Origin of the sequence: Streptomyces formicae (genome assembly GCF_002556545.1) — a bacterium.
Lineage (GTDB): Bacteria > Actinomycetota > Actinomycetes > Streptomycetales > Streptomycetaceae > Streptomyces > Streptomyces formicae_A.
This window is the reverse complement of record NZ_CP022685.1, coordinates 2986507-3004805: the sequence shown is the minus strand read 5'-3', so window position 1 is coordinate 3004805 and position 18299 is coordinate 2986507. Positions and strand designations below refer to the sequence as shown.

Here is an 18299-nt window from a genome sequence, read left to right as displayed (position 1 = left end):
GACGGACCGGGTGCCGCACCCGGCAGCGGAGCCGCGCGAGGCAGACGTGTCTCCGCGGAAGGCCGAGGGGGGCCGGCCTCCATCGTCGACCGCGGGCCGGTGTGGGCTGAGTGCGCAGTTCCCCGCGCCCCCAAAAAGGGCGCTTCCGCGCTCTGTGCCGTGGGGTGGCTGTGCCCCGTCAGGGGCGCGGGGAACTGCGCGAGGACGGACCGGGTGCCGCACCCGGCAGCGAAGCCGCGGGAGGCAGACGCGTCTCCGCCGAAGGCCCGGGGGGCCGGCCTCTATCGTCGACCGCGGGTCGGCGTGGGCTGAGCGCGCAGTTACCCGCGCCCCTGAAGGGGCGCCCCCTCAGCGCTTCGAGGCCAACGCCCGTTGCACGCCAGGCTCCCGCGGACCCAAGAAACGCGGATCCGGTCGAAACGCTGCGTCCACCACCGCCTTGCCCGCCGCGAACACCTCCCGCGCACCCCCGTAGTACCAGGTCGCGTCGTGGACCGCGTCCACCCCGACCCCGTACGACGAGACGCCCGCCGCGTCGCACAGCGCCACCGCCCTGCGTATGTGGAAGCCCTGGCTGATCAGCACCGCACGGTCCACGCCGAAGATCTTCTTGGCGCGGACGCAGGAGTCCCAGGTGTCGAAGCCCGCGTAGTCGCTGACGATCCGGCGTCCGGGCACGCCGTGCTTCTTCAGGTACGCGCGCATGGCGTCCGGTTCGTCGTACTCCTCGCGGCTGTTGTCACCTGTGACCAGCACGACCTCTATCCGGCCCGTGCGGTACAACTCGGCCGCCGCGTCGAGCCGGTGCGCGAGGTACGGCGAGGGCTCGCCCCGCCACAGCCCGGCTCCGAAGACCATCGCGACCCGGGTGCGCGGCGCGTCCGCGACCGTGCCGATCCTGTCGTCCGTCGTCACGAACAGCCACGTCGCGGGCAGCAGGCCCAGCACGCACAGCGCCATCACCGCCTGCACGGCCCGCCGCTGTCCCTTTCTCGTGCGCGGCAGCCGGAGCCGCGCCACGCCCTTCGGCGGCCACAACCGCCGCGCCCACCCCGTCCGTTCCACCAGTGATCCGCCCCCCGAGCCCATCGGACCTCCCCGATCCGACCACTGCGACAACCGTAGGCGACCTCACCGACACATCGGATGGCCCGCGCCCCTGAAACAACCCCGAGATCGCCCCTGACTCCGCCCCGACCCACCCCGTGAGCCCCCGGAAAACACTCGTCACGGCCGCGCAACGCCACCGCAACCTGCCCCGCCCATGCTCGGTCCATGACGCCGTCGAACCCTCTTCGCGACGAGTCCGGCAGCACTCACCTCGACAGTACGGCGCAACTCATGGACCGCATCACCAGCCAGCTCGGCAGCCAGCTCCGGCGCGTCTCCCCGGACGGCGGACGCCGCCCCGACCCGTCCGCGCCCCTCGTCCTGGTCGCCCACGGCAGCCGCGACCCGCGCGCCCTCGCCACCGTCGAGGACCTCGCCGAGCGGGTCCGCGAACTGCGCCCGGGGCTCACCGTCGGGATCGGCCACATCGAGCTGACCGAACCGCTGCTCACCGACACCCTCACCGGCCTGCGGCCGGGCCCCGCCGTGCTCGTGCCGCTGCTCCTCGGCCGGGGCCAGCACGTCAAGCGCGACCTGCCCGCGGCCGCCGCCCGCGCCCCGCACCTCGACTGCCGTGCCGCCGCCCCGCTCGGCCCGCACCCGCTGCTCGTGGACGCGCTGCACGCCCGGCTCACCGAGGCGGGCTGGCCCGCGCGGCCGGGCGCCGCCGCGCGCCGCCACCTCGGCGTGGTCCTCGCCGCCGCGGGCTCCCGCGACCCGGAATCGGCCCTCGACACCGACACCGCCGCCGGGCTGCTCGCCGAACGCCTCGGCGTGCCCGTCGTCCCCGCCTACGCGGCGCCCACCGCCGCCTGCGCCCGCAGCGTGCCGGGAGCGCTCCGGGCCCTGGCGGCCGAAGGGCGGCACCGCGCCGCCGTCGCCGCGTACTTCACCGCGCCGGGCAGGTTCGCCGCGCAGACCGCCGGCGCCGCGCCCTGGATCGCCGCGGCGCCGCTCGGCGCGCACCCGGCGCTCGCCCGACTCGTCCTGCACCGCTACGACCACGCGAGGACCGCGCGCCCCGTGGCCGAAGGACGCCGCCTGTCCCGGGTCTGACCGAGTCCGACCGGAGCCAGATCATCCTTTGTCACCGCTTGCGTCTACTGTCGGTGCATGGAAGGCACAGCATCGAACGCGCAGGGCGACGACTTCGGCGCCTATGGCGTCTATGACGAACCCGCCGTCGAGCGATGGGCGGCCGAGCCCGACAAGAGGCCGGGGCGCACGGCCTTCCAGCGCGACCGCGCGCGCGTGCTGCACTCCGCCGCGCTGCGCCGTCTCGCGGGAAAGACCCAGGTCGTCACGCCGGGCACCCGGAGCCAGGCGTGGGACGCCAGCGCGCGCACGCGCCTGACGCACTCCCTGGAGTGCGCGCAGGTCGGCCGCGAGCTCGGCGCCGCCCTCGGCTGCGACCCCGACCTGGTGGAGACGGCCTGCCTCTCGCACGACCTGGGCCACCCGCCCTTCGGGCACAACGGCGAGCAGGCGCTGAACGAATTCGCGGCGGACTGCGGCGGATTCGAGGGCAACGCCCAGTCGCTGAGGCTCCTCACCCGCATCGAACCGAAGCGCTTCGTGCGCTCCGACGACACCGACGAGCTCGTCAGCGTCGGCCTCAACCTCACCCGCGCCGCCCTGGACGCCGCCACCAAGTACCCCTGGCCGCGCGGCGCCCACCCAGCCGACCCCGAATCGCCCAAGTTCGGGGTCTACGAGGACGACAGGCCCGTCTTCGACTGGGTCCGCAAGGAGGCCCCCGGCCACCGCACCTGCTTCGAGGCCCAGGTCATGGACTGGTCGGACGACGTCGCCTACTCGGTGCACGACGTCGAGGACGGCCTGCACGCGGGGCACATCGATCCGAACGCGCTGCACGCCGAGCCCGAGCGCAGGGACATCTACGAGGTGGCGCTCGGGCGCTACGTCCCCGAGGACACCGACCCCGAAGAGCTCGCCGCGGCCCTCGACCGGCTCCTCGACCAGGACTGGTGGCCGCACGGGTACGACGGATCAGCCGTCGCCCAGGCCCGGTTGAAGGACGCCACCAGCCAGCTCATCGGCCGCTTCTGCCTGGCCGCGGAGACCGCCACGCGCGCGAGGTACGGCACGGGCCCCCTCACGCGGTACGCGGCGGAGCTCGTCGTGCCCCGCGCGGCGCGGTACGAGTGCGCGGTGCTCAAGGCCGTCGCCGACCGCTACGTGATGCAGCGGCCCGCCCAGGAGCGGCTCCGCGCCGATCAGCGCATCGTCGTGGCCGAGCTGGCGGACGCGCTCACGGCGCGCGCCCCCGAGGGCCTCGACCCCCAGTTCCGCGCGCTCTACGACACAGCGTCCGACGACCGGGCCGCCCAGCGCGTGGTCGTCGATCAAATCGCCTCACTCACGGACGCGGCGGCCCGCGCCCTGCACCATCGAATGACGGCGAGACGGTAGGAAAAACAGCGGTAAGTGACCATGGAGTGACCACAGGGCGTGACGAAATGTGGCCAGTTGGGGCCACGCCCCCTTCCCCCATCACGCTCTGTGCGGGACGCTCCCTGTGGCGGTTCGGTTATGAGGAGGCATCAAGTGGTCGACGCGGATCAGACGTTCGTCATTGTCGGAGGAGGTCTGGCCGGCGCCAAGGCGGCCGAGACACTCCGTGCCGAGGGGTTCACCGGCCGGGTGATCCTCATCGGTGACGAGCGCGACCACCCCTATGAGCGCCCGCCCCTGTCCAAGGGCTACCTCCTGGGCAAGGAGGAGCGCGACAGCGTCTTCGTGCACGAACCGGGGTGGTACGCGCAGGCGGACATCGAGCTGCACCTCGGCCAGACCGTCGTCGCCATCGACCGCGCGGCCAAGGCGGTGCGCCTGGGCGAGGGCACCGTCATCCACTACGACAAGCTCCTCCTCGTCACCGGCGCCGAGCCGCGCCGCCTCGACGTCCCCGGCACGGAGCTCGCGGGCGTCCACCACCTGCGCCGCCTCGCGCACGCCGACCGCCTGCGCCACGTCCTCGCCGCCCTCGGCAGGGACAACGGCCATCTGGTGATCGCGGGCGCGGGCTGGATCGGCCTGGAGATCGCCGCGGCCGCCAGGGAGTACGGCGCGGAGGTCACCGTCGTCGAGCCCGAGGCGACCCCGCTGCACGCAGTCCTCGGCCCCGAGGTCGGCCAGATGTTCGCCGACCTGCACGCCGAGCACGGCGTCCGCTTCCACTTCGGCGCGCGGCTCACCGAGATCACCGGACAGGACGGCATGGTCCTCGCGGCCCGCACCGACGACGGCGAGGAGCACCCCGCGCACGACGTGCTCGCCGCGATCGGCGCCGCCCCGCGCACGGCGCTCGCCGAGTCCGCCGGCCTGGAGCTCGCCGACCGCGCGCACGGCGGCGGCATCGCGGTCGATGCCTCGCTGCGCACCTCCGACCCGGACATCTACGCGGCGGGCGACGTGGCGGCCACCGCCCACCCCCTCTACGGCGACAGGCTCCGCGTCGAGCACTGGGCGAACGCGCTGAACGGCGGCCCCGCCGCGGCCCGCGCCATGCTCGGCAAGGACGTGACGTACGACCGCGTGCCCTACTTCTTCTCCGACCAGTACGACGTCGGCCTGGAGTACTCGGGCTGGGCGCCCCCCGGCTCGTACGACCAGGTGGTGGTCCGCGGCGACACCGGCAAGCGTGAGTTCATCGCGTTCTGGCTGCGCGACGGGCGGGTCCTGGCGGGGATGAACGTGAATGTGTGGGACGTCACCGAACCCATCCAGGAGCTCATCCGCAGTGGCAGGCGGCCGGATCCCGACGCCCTCGCGGACCCTTCCACCCCCCTGGCGTCGCTCCTGGCGTGAAGGCCCGGGCAGGAGTGTCACAGCGGAGCCGTAGTATTCCTACGTGGCAGGCAGGATCAATGACGAGGACGTGAAGGCGGTTCGGGACGCGGTCCCGATCGACGCCGTGGTCTCCGACTACCTCCAGCTGCGCAGCGCGGGCGGTGGAAACCTCAAGGGCCTGTGCCCCTTCCACGACGAGAAGTCCCCGTCCTTCCAGGTCAGCCCGAGCAAGGGTCTCTTCCACTGCTTCGGCTGCCAGGAAGGCGGCGACACGATCGCCTTCGTGATGAAGATCGACCACCTCACGTTCTCGGAGACGGTCGAGCGCCTCGCCGCCAAGGCGGGCATCACGCTGCGGTACGAGGAGGGCGGGTACAACCCGACCAACCAGCGCGGCGAGCGCATCCGCCTGGTGGAGGCCCACAAGATCGCCGCGCAGTTCTACGTGGACCAGCTGGAGAGCCCCGAGGCCGAGATCGGCCGCGCCTTCCTCGCCGAGCGCGGCTTCGACCAGGCGGCGGCCGCGCATTTCGGCGTCGGCTACAGCCCGGCGGGCTGGGACCACCTCACCCGCTTCCTGCGCGGCAAGGGCTTCACCGACAAGGAGCTGACCCTCTCCGGGCTCTCCCAGGAGGGTCGCCGCGGCCCCATCGACCGCTTCCGCGGCCGCCTGATGTGGCCGATCCGCGACATCGGCGGCGAGGTCGTCGGCTTCGGCGCCCGCAAGCTCCGCGACGACGACAACGGCCCGAAGTACCTGAACACCCCCGAGACCCCGATCTACAAGAAGGGCCAGGTGCTCTACGGCGTCGACCTGGCCAAGAAGGAGATCGCCAAGTCCTCCCGCGCGGTCGTCGTCGAGGGGTACACGGACGTCATGGCCTGCCACCTCGCGGGCGTCCCCACCGCCATCGCGACCTGCGGCACGGCCTTCGGCGGCGACCACATCAAGATCCTGCGCCGCCTCCTGATGGACAACGGCTCGGCGCGGGTGATCTTCACCTTCGACGGTGACGCGGCCGGTCAGAAGGCCGCGCTGCGGGCCTTCGAGGACGACCAGAAGTTCGCCGCCGAGACGTACATCGCCATCGCGCCCGACGGCATGGACCCCTGCGAGCTGCGCCTGGCCAAGGGCGACGAGGCCGTCGCCGACCTGGTCCAACCCCGCACGCCGCTCTTCGAGTTCGCGCTCCGCCAGATCGTCTCGCGGTACGACCTGGAGACCCCCGCGGGCCGCGCCGCCGCCCTGGACGAGGCGGCGCCCGTGGTGGCCCGCATCAAGAACAGCGGCGCACAGCACGAGGTCGCCGTCCAGCTCGCCGGGATGCTCGGCATCCTGGACACCCAGTTCGTGGTCAAGCGCGTCGCCCAGCTGGCCCGTTGGGCCCGCGACCGGGGCGGCAGGGGCCCCGCCCCGCAGCAGAGCAGGCCCCCGCAGGCGTACGCCGAAGGACCGCCCGCGCCCAGCGGCCCCGCGCTCACCCTGCGCAGCCCCGCCCACCGCACCGAGCGCGAGCTGCTCAAGCTGGCCCTCCAGTACCCGCAGTTGGTCTCCCCGGCCTTCGACGCGTACGGCGTGGACGAGTTCACCGCCCCGCCCTACGCCGCCGTGCGCCAGTGCGTGGAGGAGGCGGGCGGCGCCGAGGCGGGCATCGCCGAACCGCAGGCCTATCTGGCCCGCGTGCTCGACGCGGCCCCCGACGACACGGTGCGCCGCATGGTCACCGAGCTGGCCGTCGAGGCGATCCTGCGCAAGACCGTCGACGAGATGTACGCGGGCATCCAGCTCGTCCAGGTCCGCCTGCGCGCCGTGGACCGCCGCATCAGGGACGTCCAGGGCAGCCTCGCCCGGCTCGGCGCGGGCGGCGACCCGCAGCATCTGGCCGCCGTCCAGAACGAGTTGTGGGTCCTCCAGCAGTACGCCCAGGCACTGCGCGAACGAGGTTCCGACGCCCTCTGAGGCGTGACGCTCGGGCCAACGGTTACCCGTCGGGTAATCACGCGGTCACGGACCGGACTCAAAAAGTCACCGCACGCCCCTCGTGGCGGCCGCGTGTCGTGCCCCACACTGGGTTCCGGTGCCTGAGTCCTCGGAGCGCGGCCGGCCCGCTGACAGCGGGTCCGACACCCCCGCGGTTCCACACATCGTGTCCGGGACGGACAGCGGCGAGGCCGTCGTCCCTCTCCCGTTGCCGCACGCCTCAGCTGCGATCACCCTGGAGGTCGCCCCCGTGCAGACCCAGACCCTCACCCAGACCGACACCGCCGCGCACGCGGAAGCGGAAGCGGACGTCCTGGAGGCAGTCCCGGCGCAGAGCCGGGCCACCCGGCACCCGGAGGTTCAGGAAGCGGAGGCCACGGAAGAGGCCGAAGCACCGGGTCCGCCGGACGCCCCCGAGTCCCTGGAGCCCGAGACCATCGAGCTCCCGGTGCCCCGCAGCCGCACCGACACCGGCGGCCCCTCCTCCGACCTGTTCCGCCAGTACCTGCGCGAGATCGGGCGGATCCCGCTGCTGACGGCGGCGGAGGAAGTGGAACTCGCCCGCGGCGTGGAGGCGGGCCTCTTCGCCGAGGAGAAGCTGAGCAACACCCCCGACCTGGACTCCCAGCTCGCCCTGGACCTCGACAAGCTGGTCGTCATGGGCCGGATGGCCAAGCGCCGCCTCATCGAGGCGAACCTGCGCCTGGTCGTCTCCGTCGCCAAGCGCTACGTGGGCCGCGGACTCACCATGCTCGATCTCGTCCAGGAGGGGAACCTGGGCCTGATCAGGGCGGTCGAGAAGTTCGACTACGCCCGCGGCTACAAGTTCTCGACGTACGCGACGTGGTGGATCCGCCAGGCCATGTCCCGCGCCCTGGCCGACCAGGCGCGCACCATCCGCGTCCCCGTGCACGTCGTGGAGCTCATCAACCGCGTCGTACGCGTCCAGCGCCGCATGCTCCAGGAGCGCGGCTACGAGCCCACGCCCGAAGAGGTGGCCGCCCACCTGGACCTGCCGCACGAGCGCGTCAGCGAGGTCCTGCGCCTGGCTCAGGAGCCCGTCTCGCTGCACGCCCCCGTCGGCGAGGAGGACGACGTCGCGCTCGGCGACCTCATCGAGGACGGCGACGCGACGTCTCCCGTCGAATCAGCGGCGTTCCTGCTGCTGCGCGAGCACCTGGAGGCGGTCCTCTCCACGCTCGGCGAGCGCGAACGCAAGGTGGTCCAGCTCCGCTACGGCCTCGCGGACGGCCGCCCCCGCACCCTGGAGGAGATAGGCCGCATCTTCGGCGTGACGCGCGAACGCATCCGCCAGATCGAGTCCAAGACCCTCAACAAACTCCGCGACCACGCGTTCGCGGACCAGCTGAGGGGCTACTTGGACTGAGACAGGGCGCCCCGCAGGGGCCGCCCGTAAGGGGCGCGGGGAACTGCGCGACCAGCCACGACGGACCGGCACACGCAGCGCCCCTAAGCCCCCACGGCGCTAGTCGACTTCGGCCACGGCCTGGGCGAACTGCGCGGCGTACAACCGCGCATACGCCCCGTCCGCCGCCAACAGCGCGTCATGCGTGCCCTGTTCCACGATGGCCCCGTTCTCCATGACCAAAATCGTGTCCGCGTCACGGATCGTGGACAGCCGGTGCGCGATGACGAACGAGGTCCGCCCGTGCGCGAGACGGGCCATCGCCTTCTGGATCAGGACCTCCGTCCGTGTGTCGACGGAACTCGTCGCCTCGTCGAGCACGAGGATCACCGGGTCGGACAGGAACGCCCGCGCGATGGTGATGAGCTGCTTCTCGCCCGCGCTGACCCCCGTGCCCTCGTCGTCGATCACGGTGTCGTACCCGTCGGGAAGCGTCCGTACGAAGCGGTCGGCGTGGGCGGCGCGGGCCGCCTCCTCGATCTCCTCGCGGGTGACGTCCTTCGCCGCGCCGTACGCGATGTTCTCCGCGATCGTGCCGCCGAACAGCCAGGTGTCCTGGAGCACCATGCCGATCCCGGAGCGCAGTTCGTCGCGCGACATCTTGGCGACGTCGACCCCGTCCAGGGTGATGCGCCCGCCCGTGACCTCGTAGAACCGCATGAGCAGGTTGACGAGCGTCGTCTTGCCCGCGCCCGTCGGGCCGACGATGGCCACCGTGTGTCCCGGCTCCACCACCAGGGACAGGTCCTCGATGAGCGGCTTGTCCTTCTCGTAGCGGAAGGACACGTGCTCCATCTCGACCCGCCCGGTCAGCCGGTCGGGGCGCTCCCCGGGCACCGGGTCGGCCTCCTGCTCGTCGGCGTCGAGGATCTCGAAGACGCGTTCGGCGGAGGCGACGCCCGACTGCACGAGGTTCGCCATCGACGCGACCTGCGTGAGCGGCATCGAGAACTGCCGCGAGTACTGGATGAACGCCTGCACGTCGCCGATGGACAGCGACCCCGAGGCCACCCGCAGACCGCCCACCACGGCGACGAGCACGTAGTTCAGGTTCGAGATGAAGAACATCAGCGGCTGCATGACACCGCTGTTGAACTGGGCCTTGAACCCGGCCTCGTACAGCTGCTCGTTCTGCTCGGCGAACGCCTTGGCCGACTCCTCCTGGCGCCCGAACACCTTCACCAGGGTGTGCCCGGTGTACATCTCCTCGACGTGCGCGTTCAGCTTGCCGGTGGTCTTCCACTGCTGCACGAACTGCGGCTGCGACCGCTTGCCGACCTTCGTCGCCACGAAGAACGACAGCGGCACGGTGATCAGCGCCACCAGGGCGAGCAGCGGCGACACCCAGAGCATCATCACGAGCACGCCGATGATCGTCAGCAGCGAGTTGATGAGCTGGCCCATGGTCTGCGTCAGCGTCTGGTTGATGTTGTCGAGGTCGTTGGTGGCCCGGCTCAGCACCTCGCCGCGCTGGCGCTTGTCGAAGTACGACAGCGGAAGCCGGGACAGCTTCGCCTGGACGTCGCCGCGCATGCGGAACACCGTCTTGTTGATGGCGCGGTTGGAGAGCCGGGTTGCCACGGCCATCAGAAGGCCCGCCGCCAGGAACGTACCGAGCGCGAGCAGCAGGACCTCGCCGACCGCGCCGAAGTCGATGCCCTTGCCCGGGGTGAAGTCGACGCCGGAGAGCATGTCGGCCATGCCGCCGTCGCCCTTGTCGCGCAGGCCGTCGATGGCCTGCTCCTTCGAGAGCCCCTCGGGCATGCCGCGGCCCACGATGCCCGCGAAGAGCAGGTCGGTGGCCTTGCCCAGGATCTTGGGGCCGACCACGGTCAGCGCGACGCTGAACACGGCGGCCGCGAGCATCCCCAGCATCGTGGCGCGCTCCGGCCTGAACTGCGAGAGCAGCCGCTTGCCGGAGTTCTTGAAGTCCATCGAGCGGGAGTTGGGGCCCATCATCGCCCCGCCGTGACCAGCCATTACGCGGCCTCCGCTTCCGTCAGCTGGGAGAGCACGATCTCCCGGTAGGTCTCATTGCTCTCCATCAGCTCGTGATGGCGCCCGGTGCCCACGACCCGGCCCTCGTCGAGGACCACGATGCGGTCCGCGTCCCGGATCGTGGAGACGCGCTGGGCGACGATGACGACGGTCGCCTCCGCGGTCTCCCTGCCGAGCGCGGCGCGCAGGGCCGCGTCGGTGGCGTAGTCGAGCGCGGAGAAGGAGTCGTCGAAGAGGTAGATCTCCGGGCGCTGGACCAGGGTGCGCGCGATCGAGAGGCGCTGGCGCTGGCCGCCGGAGACGTTCGTGCCGCCCTGGGCGATCGGTGCGTCGAGACCCTCCTCCAGGCCCTCCACGAAGCTCTTGGCCTGGGCGACGTCGAGCGCGTGCCAGAGCTCCTCGTCGGTGGCGTCGGGATTGCCGTACCGCAGGTTGCTGGCGACCGTGCCCGCGAAGAGGTACGGCTTCTGCGGGACCAGGCTCACCGAGCGCGCGAGCAGCGCGGGATCGACGGTGCCCACGTCCACGCCGCCGACCAGGACCTCGCCCTCGGTCGCGTCGATCAGCCGGGGCACGAGGCTGAGCAGCGTCGACTTGCCGCTGCCGGTCGAGCCGATCACGGCGGTCGTCTCGCCGGGCCGCGCGACCAGCTCGACGGCCTTGAGCACGGGCTCCTCGGCGCCGGGATAGCGGAAGCCCGCCCCCCGGATCTCCAGGTGCCCGTGGCTGCGCAGTTCGCGCACCGGGGCGGCCGGGGGCACCACGCTGCTCTCGGTGTCCAGGACCTCCTCGATGCGCTCGGCACAGACCTCCGCGCGCGGCACCTGCATGAACATGAAGGTGGCCATCATCACGGACATCACGATCTGCATCAGGTACGCGAGGAACGCGGTGAGCGCGCCGATCTGCATGTGGCCGCTGTCGATGCGGTGCGCGCCGAACCACACCACCGCGATCGAGGACACGTTCACGACCGTCATGACGATCGGGAACATCAGCGCGAGCAGCTTGCCGGTGCCCAGCGATACCTCGGTGAGGTCCGCGTTGGCCTTGCGGAACCTGTCCTTCTCGTACGTGTCGCGGACGAAGGCGCGGATGACGCGGTTGCCGGTGATCTGCTCGCGCAGCACCCGGTTCACCGAGTCGAGGCGCACCTGCATGGTGCGGAACAGGGGCCGCAGGCGCCGCACGATCAGGCTGACGCTGATGCCGAGGACGGGCACCACGGCGACGAGGACCGCGGAGAGCGGCACGTCCTGGCCGAGCGCCATCACGATGCCGCCGACGCACATGATGGGCGCGGTCACCATCAGCGTGAACGACATCAGGACCAGCATCTGCACCTGCTGGACGTCGTTGGTGGTCCGCGTGATCAGCGAGGGGGCGCCGAAGTGGCCCATCTCGCGCGCGGAGAAGGACTGCACGCGGTCGAAGACGGCGGCCCGGACGTCACGCCCGAGGGCGGACGCGGTCCGCGCGCCGTAGAACACGGCGCCGACGTTGCAGACCATCTGAGCGATCGTGACGGCGATCATGATGCCGCCGAAGCTCAGGATGTAGCCCGTGTCCCCCTTCACGACACCGTTGTCGATGATGTCGGCGTTGAGGGTGGGCAGGTAGAGCGCGGCGCACGTCTGCAGGAACTGCAGGAGCACCAGCAGGGCGATGGGTTTCTTGTACGGACGCAGGTACGTCCGCAGGAGTCGTATGAGCACGCTCGGTCTCTCGAGGAGTCGGGTGTCGGCCGGTGGGCGAGGTCGCCCCCATACTCCGACACCCGACCGGTCGCCGTGCAACCGATTAACCCATGACCGGGTCAAATTTCAGCCCGGGTACAGAACTGGGCTCACTTAAGGATCTACGTACGTGTGTGCGCCCTCTCAGGAGGCGGGCGGCGCGAAGGCCCCGGGGTGCGACTGCTCCCGCACCGTCGCGTACTGCTGCCGCACCGCCTGTCCCACCGCGAGCTCATCGCCCGGCTCGAAGACCTGGGCGGCCGCCCCCTGCCAGAGCGGCAACCGGCCGGTCAGCGCCCACGCGGCCTGCCGCGCGGCGCCGATCGCCGCGTAGTCGGCGGGCTGCGGCACCACGACCTGGGTCCCGAACATCATCGGCGCCACGGCCTGCACGGCGGGCAGTTCGGCGGCGGCCCCGAGCAGGAACACCCGCCGGACCTCGACCCCGCGCCCGCGCAGCACGTCGAGCGCGTCGCCGAGCCCGCAGAGCATCCCCTCGAAGGCGGCCCGCGCCAGGTGCTCGGGCTTCATCGACTCGCGCCGAAGCCCGGTCAGCGTGCCCGCGGCGTGCGGCAGGTTCGGCGTCTTCTCGCCCTCCAGGTAGGGGAGGAAGACGAGGCCGTGCGCGCCGGGTGTCGACTTCATCGCGAGCGCGGAGAGCTCCTCCAGGTCCGCGGTCCCGAGCATCTCGGCCGTTCCGCGCAGCACCCGCACGGCGTTGAGCGTGTGGACCACCGGCAGGTGCATGCCGGTGGCGTCCGCGAGCGAGGTGATCATCCCGCCCGCGTCGGCGAGCGCCTCGTGGTGCACGGCCATCACGGACCCCGAGGCCCCGAGCGACACCACGGCGTCGCCCTGCTGCACCCCGAGCCCGAAGGCCGCCGCCATCGTCTCGCCGGTGCCCGCCGATATCAGCAGCCCCTCGGGAGTGGTCCCCGCGGCCTCGGCAGGACCGATCACCTCGGGCAGCATCGCCTGGTGCCCCAGGGCCAGTTCGACGAGATCGGGGCGGTACGTGCCGGTCGCCGCCGACCAGTAGCCGGTGCCGGAGGCCCCGCCTCGGTCGGTGGTGCGCCGCGCGGGCCTGCCGAGCAGCTGCCACACGAGCCAGTCGGGAGCCTGCATCAGGGCGGCCACGCGCTGCGCCGCCTCCGGCTCGGTCCTGGCCAGCCAGCGCAGCTTCGTCACGGGCAGCGCGGCCTGCGGGACACAGCCCACGGCCTGCGCCCAGGCCTCGCGGCTGCCGAGCCCGTCGACCAGGTCGACGGCGGCGACCTGCGCCCGCCGGTCGTTGCCGACGAGCGCGGGCCGCACGGTGTTGCCGTGCTGGTCGAGCGCCACGAGCGCGTTCTGCTGCGCGGAGACGCCGATCGCCTGTACGCCTTCGAGCAGCCCGCCGCCCGCGGCCTCGCCGAGGGAGAGCAGCCAGGCCTGTGGATCGACGTCGACAGGACGGCCGCCACCCTCCGAGCTCTCCAGCGGGTGCGGGGCATAGCCCTGCTTGAGTACGGCGCCCGTGTCCGTGTCACAGACCACGATGCGCGTGAAATCGGGCGAACTGTCCAACCCTGCGACTATCCCCATGCCAGGAATTCTGCCGCACCGCGAGACGTATCCCGTACCCCTGTTCCCCCTCGGGTCCCCTCCGGGTGGTGCCGACTAGGGCCTGTCCGGCGGATCATGGCGCTGTCGCGGGGTCTGGCACGCACTCCCCCAAGCTCTCGGCTCCGCTCGAGCAGGGAGGTACCCCCTCCGGCGTTGTCGTCGGTTGCCAACTTCCCCAAGCTCTCGGCTCCGCTCGAGCAGGGGAGGCCCCACTGCGTTGCCGCCCTCCTCCGCCTTGCAGCTGCACGCACCAGACCCCGCTCGCCTGCACCGGACGGTGGACGCCACCCGAGCGCGCCCTGATCCGCCGGACAGGCCCTAGGTGTTGCTGGTGCCCCAGTCGTCCTCGGCGTCGCCCTGCCCGCGCTGGCGCAGCGACCGCACCCGGTCGGCCACCGAGTCGGGCATCTTCTCCCCGACCTTGTCGGACACCGAGTGGAAGGCCTTGCCCGCCACCTCGCGGCCCTGCTGCGTCGCGGACTCGACGGTGTTGCGCACGGCCGGGTTCTGGGAGATCCCCCTGGCCGACTTCTTCAGCTGCTCGTAGCGCTCGCGTCCGGCCCGGGTCCCGAGTACGTACCCGAGAGCCAGTCCCGCGACGAATGTGAGCCGGTAGCGCATGACTGCCACCCTTTCCTTGCGTCGGCGTCGCTCGTCTGTCACTCGTTGTTGATCGGCTGGTGATCGCTCGGCGACCGCTCGCCGATCGGCTGGCGATCGGCCGGGGGATACCGATTGGCGGAGCACCCCCCTGCTTGCGCTAATGTATGTGTCGCAGCGAGCGCCCGCCGCCTGGAGAGTTCCCAGGTAGGTGCGTTCGATGCGAACGAGACGATCCCCTGTAGCTCAATTGGCAGAGCAGCCGGCTGTTAACCGGCAGGTTACTGGTTCGAGTCCAGTCGGGGGAGCTCGGTCTCCTGTAGCTCAATTGGCAGAGCAGCCGGCTGTTAACCGGCAGGTTACTGGTTCGAGTCCAGTCGGGAGAGCTGTGACGAAGGGCCCCTGAGATGACCCTCAGGGGCCCTTTTTCGTGCCTGATGGAACCATGCGGGCAGCACTGCGGTCCTCATGGTCGAGCGATGCCGACCATCCGAAGCAGGAGATCGTATGAGCGGCTATGCTGCGGCAGACGGCGCGCACAAATGTGCGCGACGCGCCGTTAGGGGCGGTAGCTCAGCCGGTTAGAGCAGCGGACTCATAATCCGTCGGCCGTGGGTTCGAGTCCCACCCGCCCCACTCAAGCAGAAACGATCTGACCTGCAGAAACGACACGCTGTAGGTCATTCGTTTCGGTGTGCGGGCCGCTCGGTTCCCCCGGGGGGATGAAGCCGGGAAGTCATGTTCGGATCCCGGCCCGGCCGCCGGTGGGCGCTGTCCGTCAGTCGCCGTTGGCCTGTTCCTGCGCTTCCTGGTTGGGTGTGAGCGCGTCGCCGCTCTCGCCGCGGCGCCGGTCCTTCTCCTTCCTGTGGCGCGGGTCCACCTCGGCCTCCTCGAACTCGTCCAGCACGCTCTCCGCGGCGGTCTCGGCCGGGCGGTCTTCGTCGTGCCGCTCGTCGTGTCGCTCGTTGTGGGACATGGCACTCCTCGACGGGTCGGATGTCGCGTTGACGGGTCAGATGTCGCGTTGTTCCAGCGGTCGGGTGGCCGGGCCCTGGATCACCCGGCCTTCGGGGGTGAAGCGCGAGCCGTGGCACGGGCAGTCCCAGGAGCGTTCCGCCGCGTTGAACGCTACGAGGCAGCCCAGGTGCGTGCACCGTGCGGACACGGCGTGCAGCGCCCCGTCCGGGTCGCGGTAGACGGCGCGGCGGCGGCCGTCGAGCCGTACGACGGCGCCACTGTCGGGCGGCAGCTCCTCGACCGAGTCCACGCCGGGGGAGCGCAGCCTGTCGCCGACGAAGTGGCGGGCGACGTCGGCCTGTTGGCGCAGCAGTCGGGGCGCGTCTCGAAGGACCGGGCCCACTCGGCGAGGTTCGTACAGGTCCTTCCACGGCGGCTGCTCGCGCCCCGTGATCAGAGCGGTCAGGAGCGAACCCGCCATGATGCCGCCGCTGAGGCCCCAGCCGCCGAAGCCCGTCGCGACGTAGGCGTGCCGGGCGGCGGGGTGCAGCAGCCCCACGAGCGGCGTGCCGTCGCTGGGGAAGACGTCCTGCGTGGCCCAGCGGTGACACCGTCGCGCGCCGGGGAAGTGTGCGGCGGTCCATGCCTCCAGACGGGCGAAGCGCTCGGTCGTGTCACCGGTGCCCGGGGTGAACTTCTCGCCCGTGACGATCAGCAGGCGCCCGCCGTCCTCGCGGGGGACCGTGCGTACGGAACGGGTGTCGTGCTCCGGGGTGATGTACATGCCCTGCGGGTCGCGGTCGGCGGGGATCGGCGCGGTGACGACGAGCTCCCTGCGCGGGGCGAGCCGGGCGAACAGCAGTGCCCGGTCGAAGACGGGGTAGTGCGTGGCGACGACGACGTCGCGGGCGGTGACCCGCGCGCCCGACTCGGTCGTCACCCGGCACGGATGCCCCTCCTTCAGGCCGACCACGGGACTCTGCTCGTAGATCTGTGCGCCGTGGGCGCGCAGGTCGTCGGCCAGGGCGAGGAGGTACCTGCGCGGATGGAACTGGGCCTGGTCCTGGACGCGCACCGCGCCCGCGACCGGGAACGGCAGACCGGTCTCCGTCACGAACGAGGCGGGCAGGCCCGCTTCCCGGGCGGCGGCCGCCTCGGCGCGCAGCTCGGCGACGCGGTCGGCGGAGCGGGCGTAGGTGTAGGCGTCGCGCCGCTCCCACGCGCAGTCGACGTCCAGCAGGTCGACCACGGCGGCGGCGTGCTCGATCGCCTCCGTCTGGGACCGCGCGTACAGGCGGGAGGCCTCCGCGCCGCGGGTGCGCCGCAGCCGGTCGTACACCAGCGTGTGCAGTGCGGTCAGCTTCCCGGTCGTGTGTCCGCTGACACCCGCGGCGATCCTGCCCGCCTCCAGGACGGCCACGCGGCGCCCGGCGCGGGCCAGTTCCCACGCGGTGCTCAGTCCGGCGACGCCCGCGCCGATCACCGCGACGTCCACGGTCACGTCGCGGTCCAGCGGTGCACCCGGACCACCGGGCGCGGATTCGATCCAGTACGAACCGGGAACGGGAGGTTTCTTGGTCATGGCCCGCGAGTCCCCCGGCGGACGAGCCTCACGCATCGCTCGCGCGGGTCCGGCCGGAGTGGTCCGTCGCCGCCTCCAGATCGTCGAGGAGACGGGTCGTCGCCGCGATCAGCTCACCGAGCGAAGCGGTGGTGCCGTGCTCGGGGTCGGTGAGGAGGGACGCGAGGCGGGTGCCCGCGTCCCGTGCCGCATCGAGCGCGCGATCGGCCCGGTCCTCGTCCCCGCGCCCGCCCGCGGACCTGTCCGCGTCCACCGCGCACACGTCCGCGGCCGACCGCAGCAGCGTGGCCAGCGCGCCGAGGGCCTGCTCGGTGGGCGCGGCGAAGCGCGGGTTCTCGTGGGCGGTCTCGGCCAGCGAGCGCAGGGCCGCCGCCAGCTGGTCCGCCACGCGGTCCCAGGGAACGTCGACCGGCGGAGGGCCGGGCGGCGAACGGCGCATGCGGCGGCCCGGGTTGAGACGGCGGCTCTCGTCGGCGTGGCGTCGCGCGGAGCGCAGCTCGGCCACGGTGGCGCCGAGGCCGAGCGCCCGCCCGTGCCAGTCCTCCGCGTCCGCCGCGTCGTACCCGTGCTCGATGCCGTCCGCGACCTCGCGCAGCAGCCCGGCGCAGTCCGCCGGTACCCGGGTGCGCAGCCGCCAGGCGCCGCCGGTGTGGACGGGGGGCAGCACGAGCGCGTTCACCAGGACACCGATGACGGCACCGAGCAGGGTCTCCAGGAGCCGGTGCAGGATCTCCACCGGTGCGTACGAGCCGTACGTCAGGACGAACAGGGCGGCCGTGGGCGCGTACCAGCCCTGGTCGCCGAACCGGCCGTAGGTGCCGATCAGCACCGTGACCGGCATCGCCAGGGCCAGCGCGGCCATCGCGTCGCGGGTGAGGGCCGCCGCGGCGGCGGCGACGAGGGTGCCCGTCGCGACGACCACGAACTGCTGTCCCGCCGAGCGGAGCGAGCGGTACACCGTGTGATGCACCAGGACCACCGCGGTCCACGGCGCGAGGATCGCCAGGGGCGCGCCCCACCACCAGCCCGCCACGGCCCAGGCGATGAGCGCGGCGGCGGCCGCCTTCAACGCCTGGACGGCCGTGCCCCGTTCCGGGCCCGCCGACGTCACGGCCCGGCGGGCGGAGCGGGCCACGGCCCCGGCTTCCGCCGTGAGCAGGTTCCATGGCGTGTGTGGCATGGCGCGGTCCTCCGCGGTCGGGTGCCTTGCGGCTCAGGGCAGCGGGGTGCCACCGGTCGTGTCGGGGTTCTCGGGGGTGGGGGAGCCGGTCCGGGCCGGGGCCCGGTGGACGTGGGCAGGGGCCGTTCCGGCGGGGTGAGCGGGGTCCGTACCGGCCCCGGGGCCACCGGGCTCACCCCGGATTCCGTCGTCCACCAGCATCTGGGTCGGCCCTTCGGTGCATCGGAGTGCCCACCGCACCACACTTCATGCGGCCCGTCGTGCACGCCTCTCCGAGGGCCGCGCCACGGGCGGCCCGACCGGCAGCCGTC

Annotated in this window: 13 protein-coding genes and 3 tRNA genes; 8 read left to right on the top strand and 8 right to left on the bottom strand. The window is 72.1% G+C overall.

Annotated elements, in window-relative coordinates; translation table 11 throughout:
* Positions 1-348: 348 nt before the first annotated feature.
* Positions 349-960, bottom strand: coding sequence for a SanA/YdcF family protein (locus KY5_RS12745; RefSeq protein WP_418952866.1), 612 nt, complete (start codon positions 958-960; stop codon positions 349-351).
* Between the two features lie 315 nt (positions 961-1275).
* Here KY5_RS12745 and KY5_RS12740 point away from each other — a divergent pair, with 315 nt between their 5' ends.
* The 5 genes from KY5_RS12740 to KY5_RS12720 all read left to right on the top strand — a co-directional run bounded on the left by KY5_RS12740 (position 1276) and on the right by KY5_RS12720 (position 8291).
* Entirely contained in the window at positions 1276-2166 is an 891-nt protein-coding gene (locus tag KY5_RS12740) for a sirohydrochlorin chelatase (protein ID WP_098242351.1), read from the top strand.
* Between the two features lie 57 nt (positions 2167-2223).
* Positions 2224-3543 (top strand): deoxyguanosinetriphosphate triphosphohydrolase, encoded by a 1320-nt coding sequence (locus KY5_RS12735; RefSeq protein ID WP_098242350.1) that lies wholly within the window; start codon positions 2224-2226, stop codon positions 3541-3543.
* 135 nt (positions 3544-3678) lie between these two features.
* Positions 3679-4941, top strand: a complete 1263-nt coding sequence (locus tag KY5_RS12730; protein WP_098242349.1) for an NAD(P)/FAD-dependent oxidoreductase — start codon at positions 3679-3681, stop codon at positions 4939-4941.
* A 43-nt stretch (positions 4942-4984) separates the two neighbouring features.
* On the top strand, positions 4985-6883 hold the full coding sequence (gene dnaG, locus KY5_RS12725; RefSeq protein ID WP_098242348.1) for a DNA primase: 1899 nt from the start codon (positions 4985-4987) through the stop codon (positions 6881-6883).
* A gap of 118 nt (positions 6884-7001) precedes the next feature.
* Positions 7002-8291 (top strand): RNA polymerase sigma factor, encoded by a 1290-nt coding sequence (locus KY5_RS12720; RefSeq protein WP_098242347.1) that lies wholly within the window; start codon positions 7002-7004, stop codon positions 8289-8291.
* A 99-nt stretch (positions 8292-8390) separates the two neighbouring features.
* Here the strand turns inward: KY5_RS12720 and KY5_RS12715 are convergent, their stop codons facing one another.
* The 4 genes from KY5_RS12715 to KY5_RS12700 form a co-directional block, all read right to left on the bottom strand.
* Positions 8391-10310: an ABC transporter ATP-binding protein gene (locus KY5_RS12715; RefSeq protein WP_098242346.1), complete on the bottom strand. Its 1920-nt coding sequence runs from the start codon at positions 10308-10310 to the stop codon at positions 8391-8393.
* Entirely contained in the window at positions 10310-12043 is a 1734-nt protein-coding gene (locus tag KY5_RS12710; protein WP_098242345.1) for an ABC transporter ATP-binding protein, read from the bottom strand. The genes KY5_RS12715 and KY5_RS12710 overlap by 1 nt, the downstream gene beginning before the upstream one ends.
* 165 nt (positions 12044-12208) lie before the next feature.
* A complete protein-coding gene (locus KY5_RS12705; protein WP_098242344.1) occupies positions 12209-13648 on the bottom strand; it encodes a xylulokinase in 1440 nt (479 codons plus the stop codon).
* A gap of 339 nt (positions 13649-13987) precedes the next feature.
* Positions 13988-14290 carry a YtxH domain-containing protein gene (locus KY5_RS12700; protein ID WP_055545590.1) on the bottom strand — a complete coding sequence of 101 codons (303 nt, stop codon included), beginning with the start codon at positions 14288-14290 and terminating at the stop codon, positions 13988-13990.
* A gap of 214 nt (positions 14291-14504) precedes the next feature.
* Between KY5_RS12700 and KY5_RS12695 the strand changes: the two genes are divergently transcribed.
* The 3 genes from KY5_RS12695 to KY5_RS12685 all read left to right on the top strand — a co-directional run bounded on the left by KY5_RS12695 (position 14505) and on the right by KY5_RS12685 (position 14905).
* A tRNA-Asn gene (locus KY5_RS12695) sits at positions 14505-14577 on the top strand.
* Between the two features lie 5 nt (positions 14578-14582).
* Positions 14583-14655 (top strand) — tRNA-Asn (locus tag KY5_RS12690).
* 176 nt (positions 14656-14831) lie between these two features.
* A tRNA-Ile gene (locus tag KY5_RS12685) sits at positions 14832-14905 on the top strand.
* Positions 14906-15047: 142 nt separating this feature from the next.
* On the opposite strand, the gene KY5_RS12680 is transcribed toward KY5_RS12685, so the two are convergent.
* The 3 genes from KY5_RS12680 to KY5_RS12670 are packed head-to-tail and all read right to left on the bottom strand — an operon-like array spanning position 15048 to position 17988.
* A complete protein-coding gene (locus tag KY5_RS12680) occupies positions 15048-15245 on the bottom strand; it encodes a hypothetical protein (RefSeq protein ID WP_098242343.1) in 198 nt (65 codons plus the stop codon).
* 36 nt (positions 15246-15281) lie between these two features.
* Positions 15282-16808 carry an FAD-dependent oxidoreductase gene (locus KY5_RS12675; RefSeq protein WP_098242342.1) on the bottom strand — a complete coding sequence of 509 codons (1527 nt, stop codon included), beginning with the start codon at positions 16806-16808 and terminating at the stop codon, positions 15282-15284.
* Between the two features lie 28 nt (positions 16809-16836).
* Complete coding sequence (locus tag KY5_RS12670; RefSeq protein WP_098242341.1) at positions 16837-17988, bottom strand: FUSC family protein; 1152 nt, start codon at positions 17986-17988, stop codon at positions 16837-16839.
* Positions 17989-18299: the final 311 nt, after the last annotated feature.

Coding starts and splice junctions, on each gene's coding strand:
- KY5_RS12680 (WP_098242343.1), bottom strand. CDS start 15,245: ATGTCCCACAACGAGCGACACGACGAGCGGCACGACGAAGACCGCCCG.
- KY5_RS12675 (WP_098242342.1), bottom strand. CDS start 16,808: ATGACCAAGAAACCTCCCGTTCCCGGTTCGTACTGGATCGAATCCGCG.
- KY5_RS12715 (WP_098242346.1), bottom strand. CDS start 10,310: ATGGCTGGTCACGGCGGGGCGATGATGGGCCCCAACTCCCGCTCGATG.
- KY5_RS12670 (WP_098242341.1), bottom strand. CDS start 17,988: ATGCCACACACGCCATGGAACCTGCTCACGGCGGAAGCCGGGGCCGTG.
- KY5_RS12740 (WP_098242351.1), top strand. CDS start 1,276: ATGACGCCGTCGAACCCTCTTCGCGACGAGTCCGGCAGCACTCACCTC.
- KY5_RS12700 (WP_055545590.1), bottom strand. CDS start 14,290: ATGCGCTACCGGCTCACATTCGTCGCGGGACTGGCTCTCGGGTACGTA.
- KY5_RS12705 (WP_098242344.1), bottom strand. CDS start 13,648: ATGGGGATAGTCGCAGGGTTGGACAGTTCGCCCGATTTCACGCGCATC.
- KY5_RS12745 (WP_418952866.1), bottom strand. CDS start 960: ATGGCGCTGTGCGTGCTGGGCCTGCTGCCCGCGACGTGGCTGTTCGTG.
- KY5_RS12735 (WP_098242350.1), top strand. CDS start 2,224: ATGGAAGGCACAGCATCGAACGCGCAGGGCGACGACTTCGGCGCCTAT.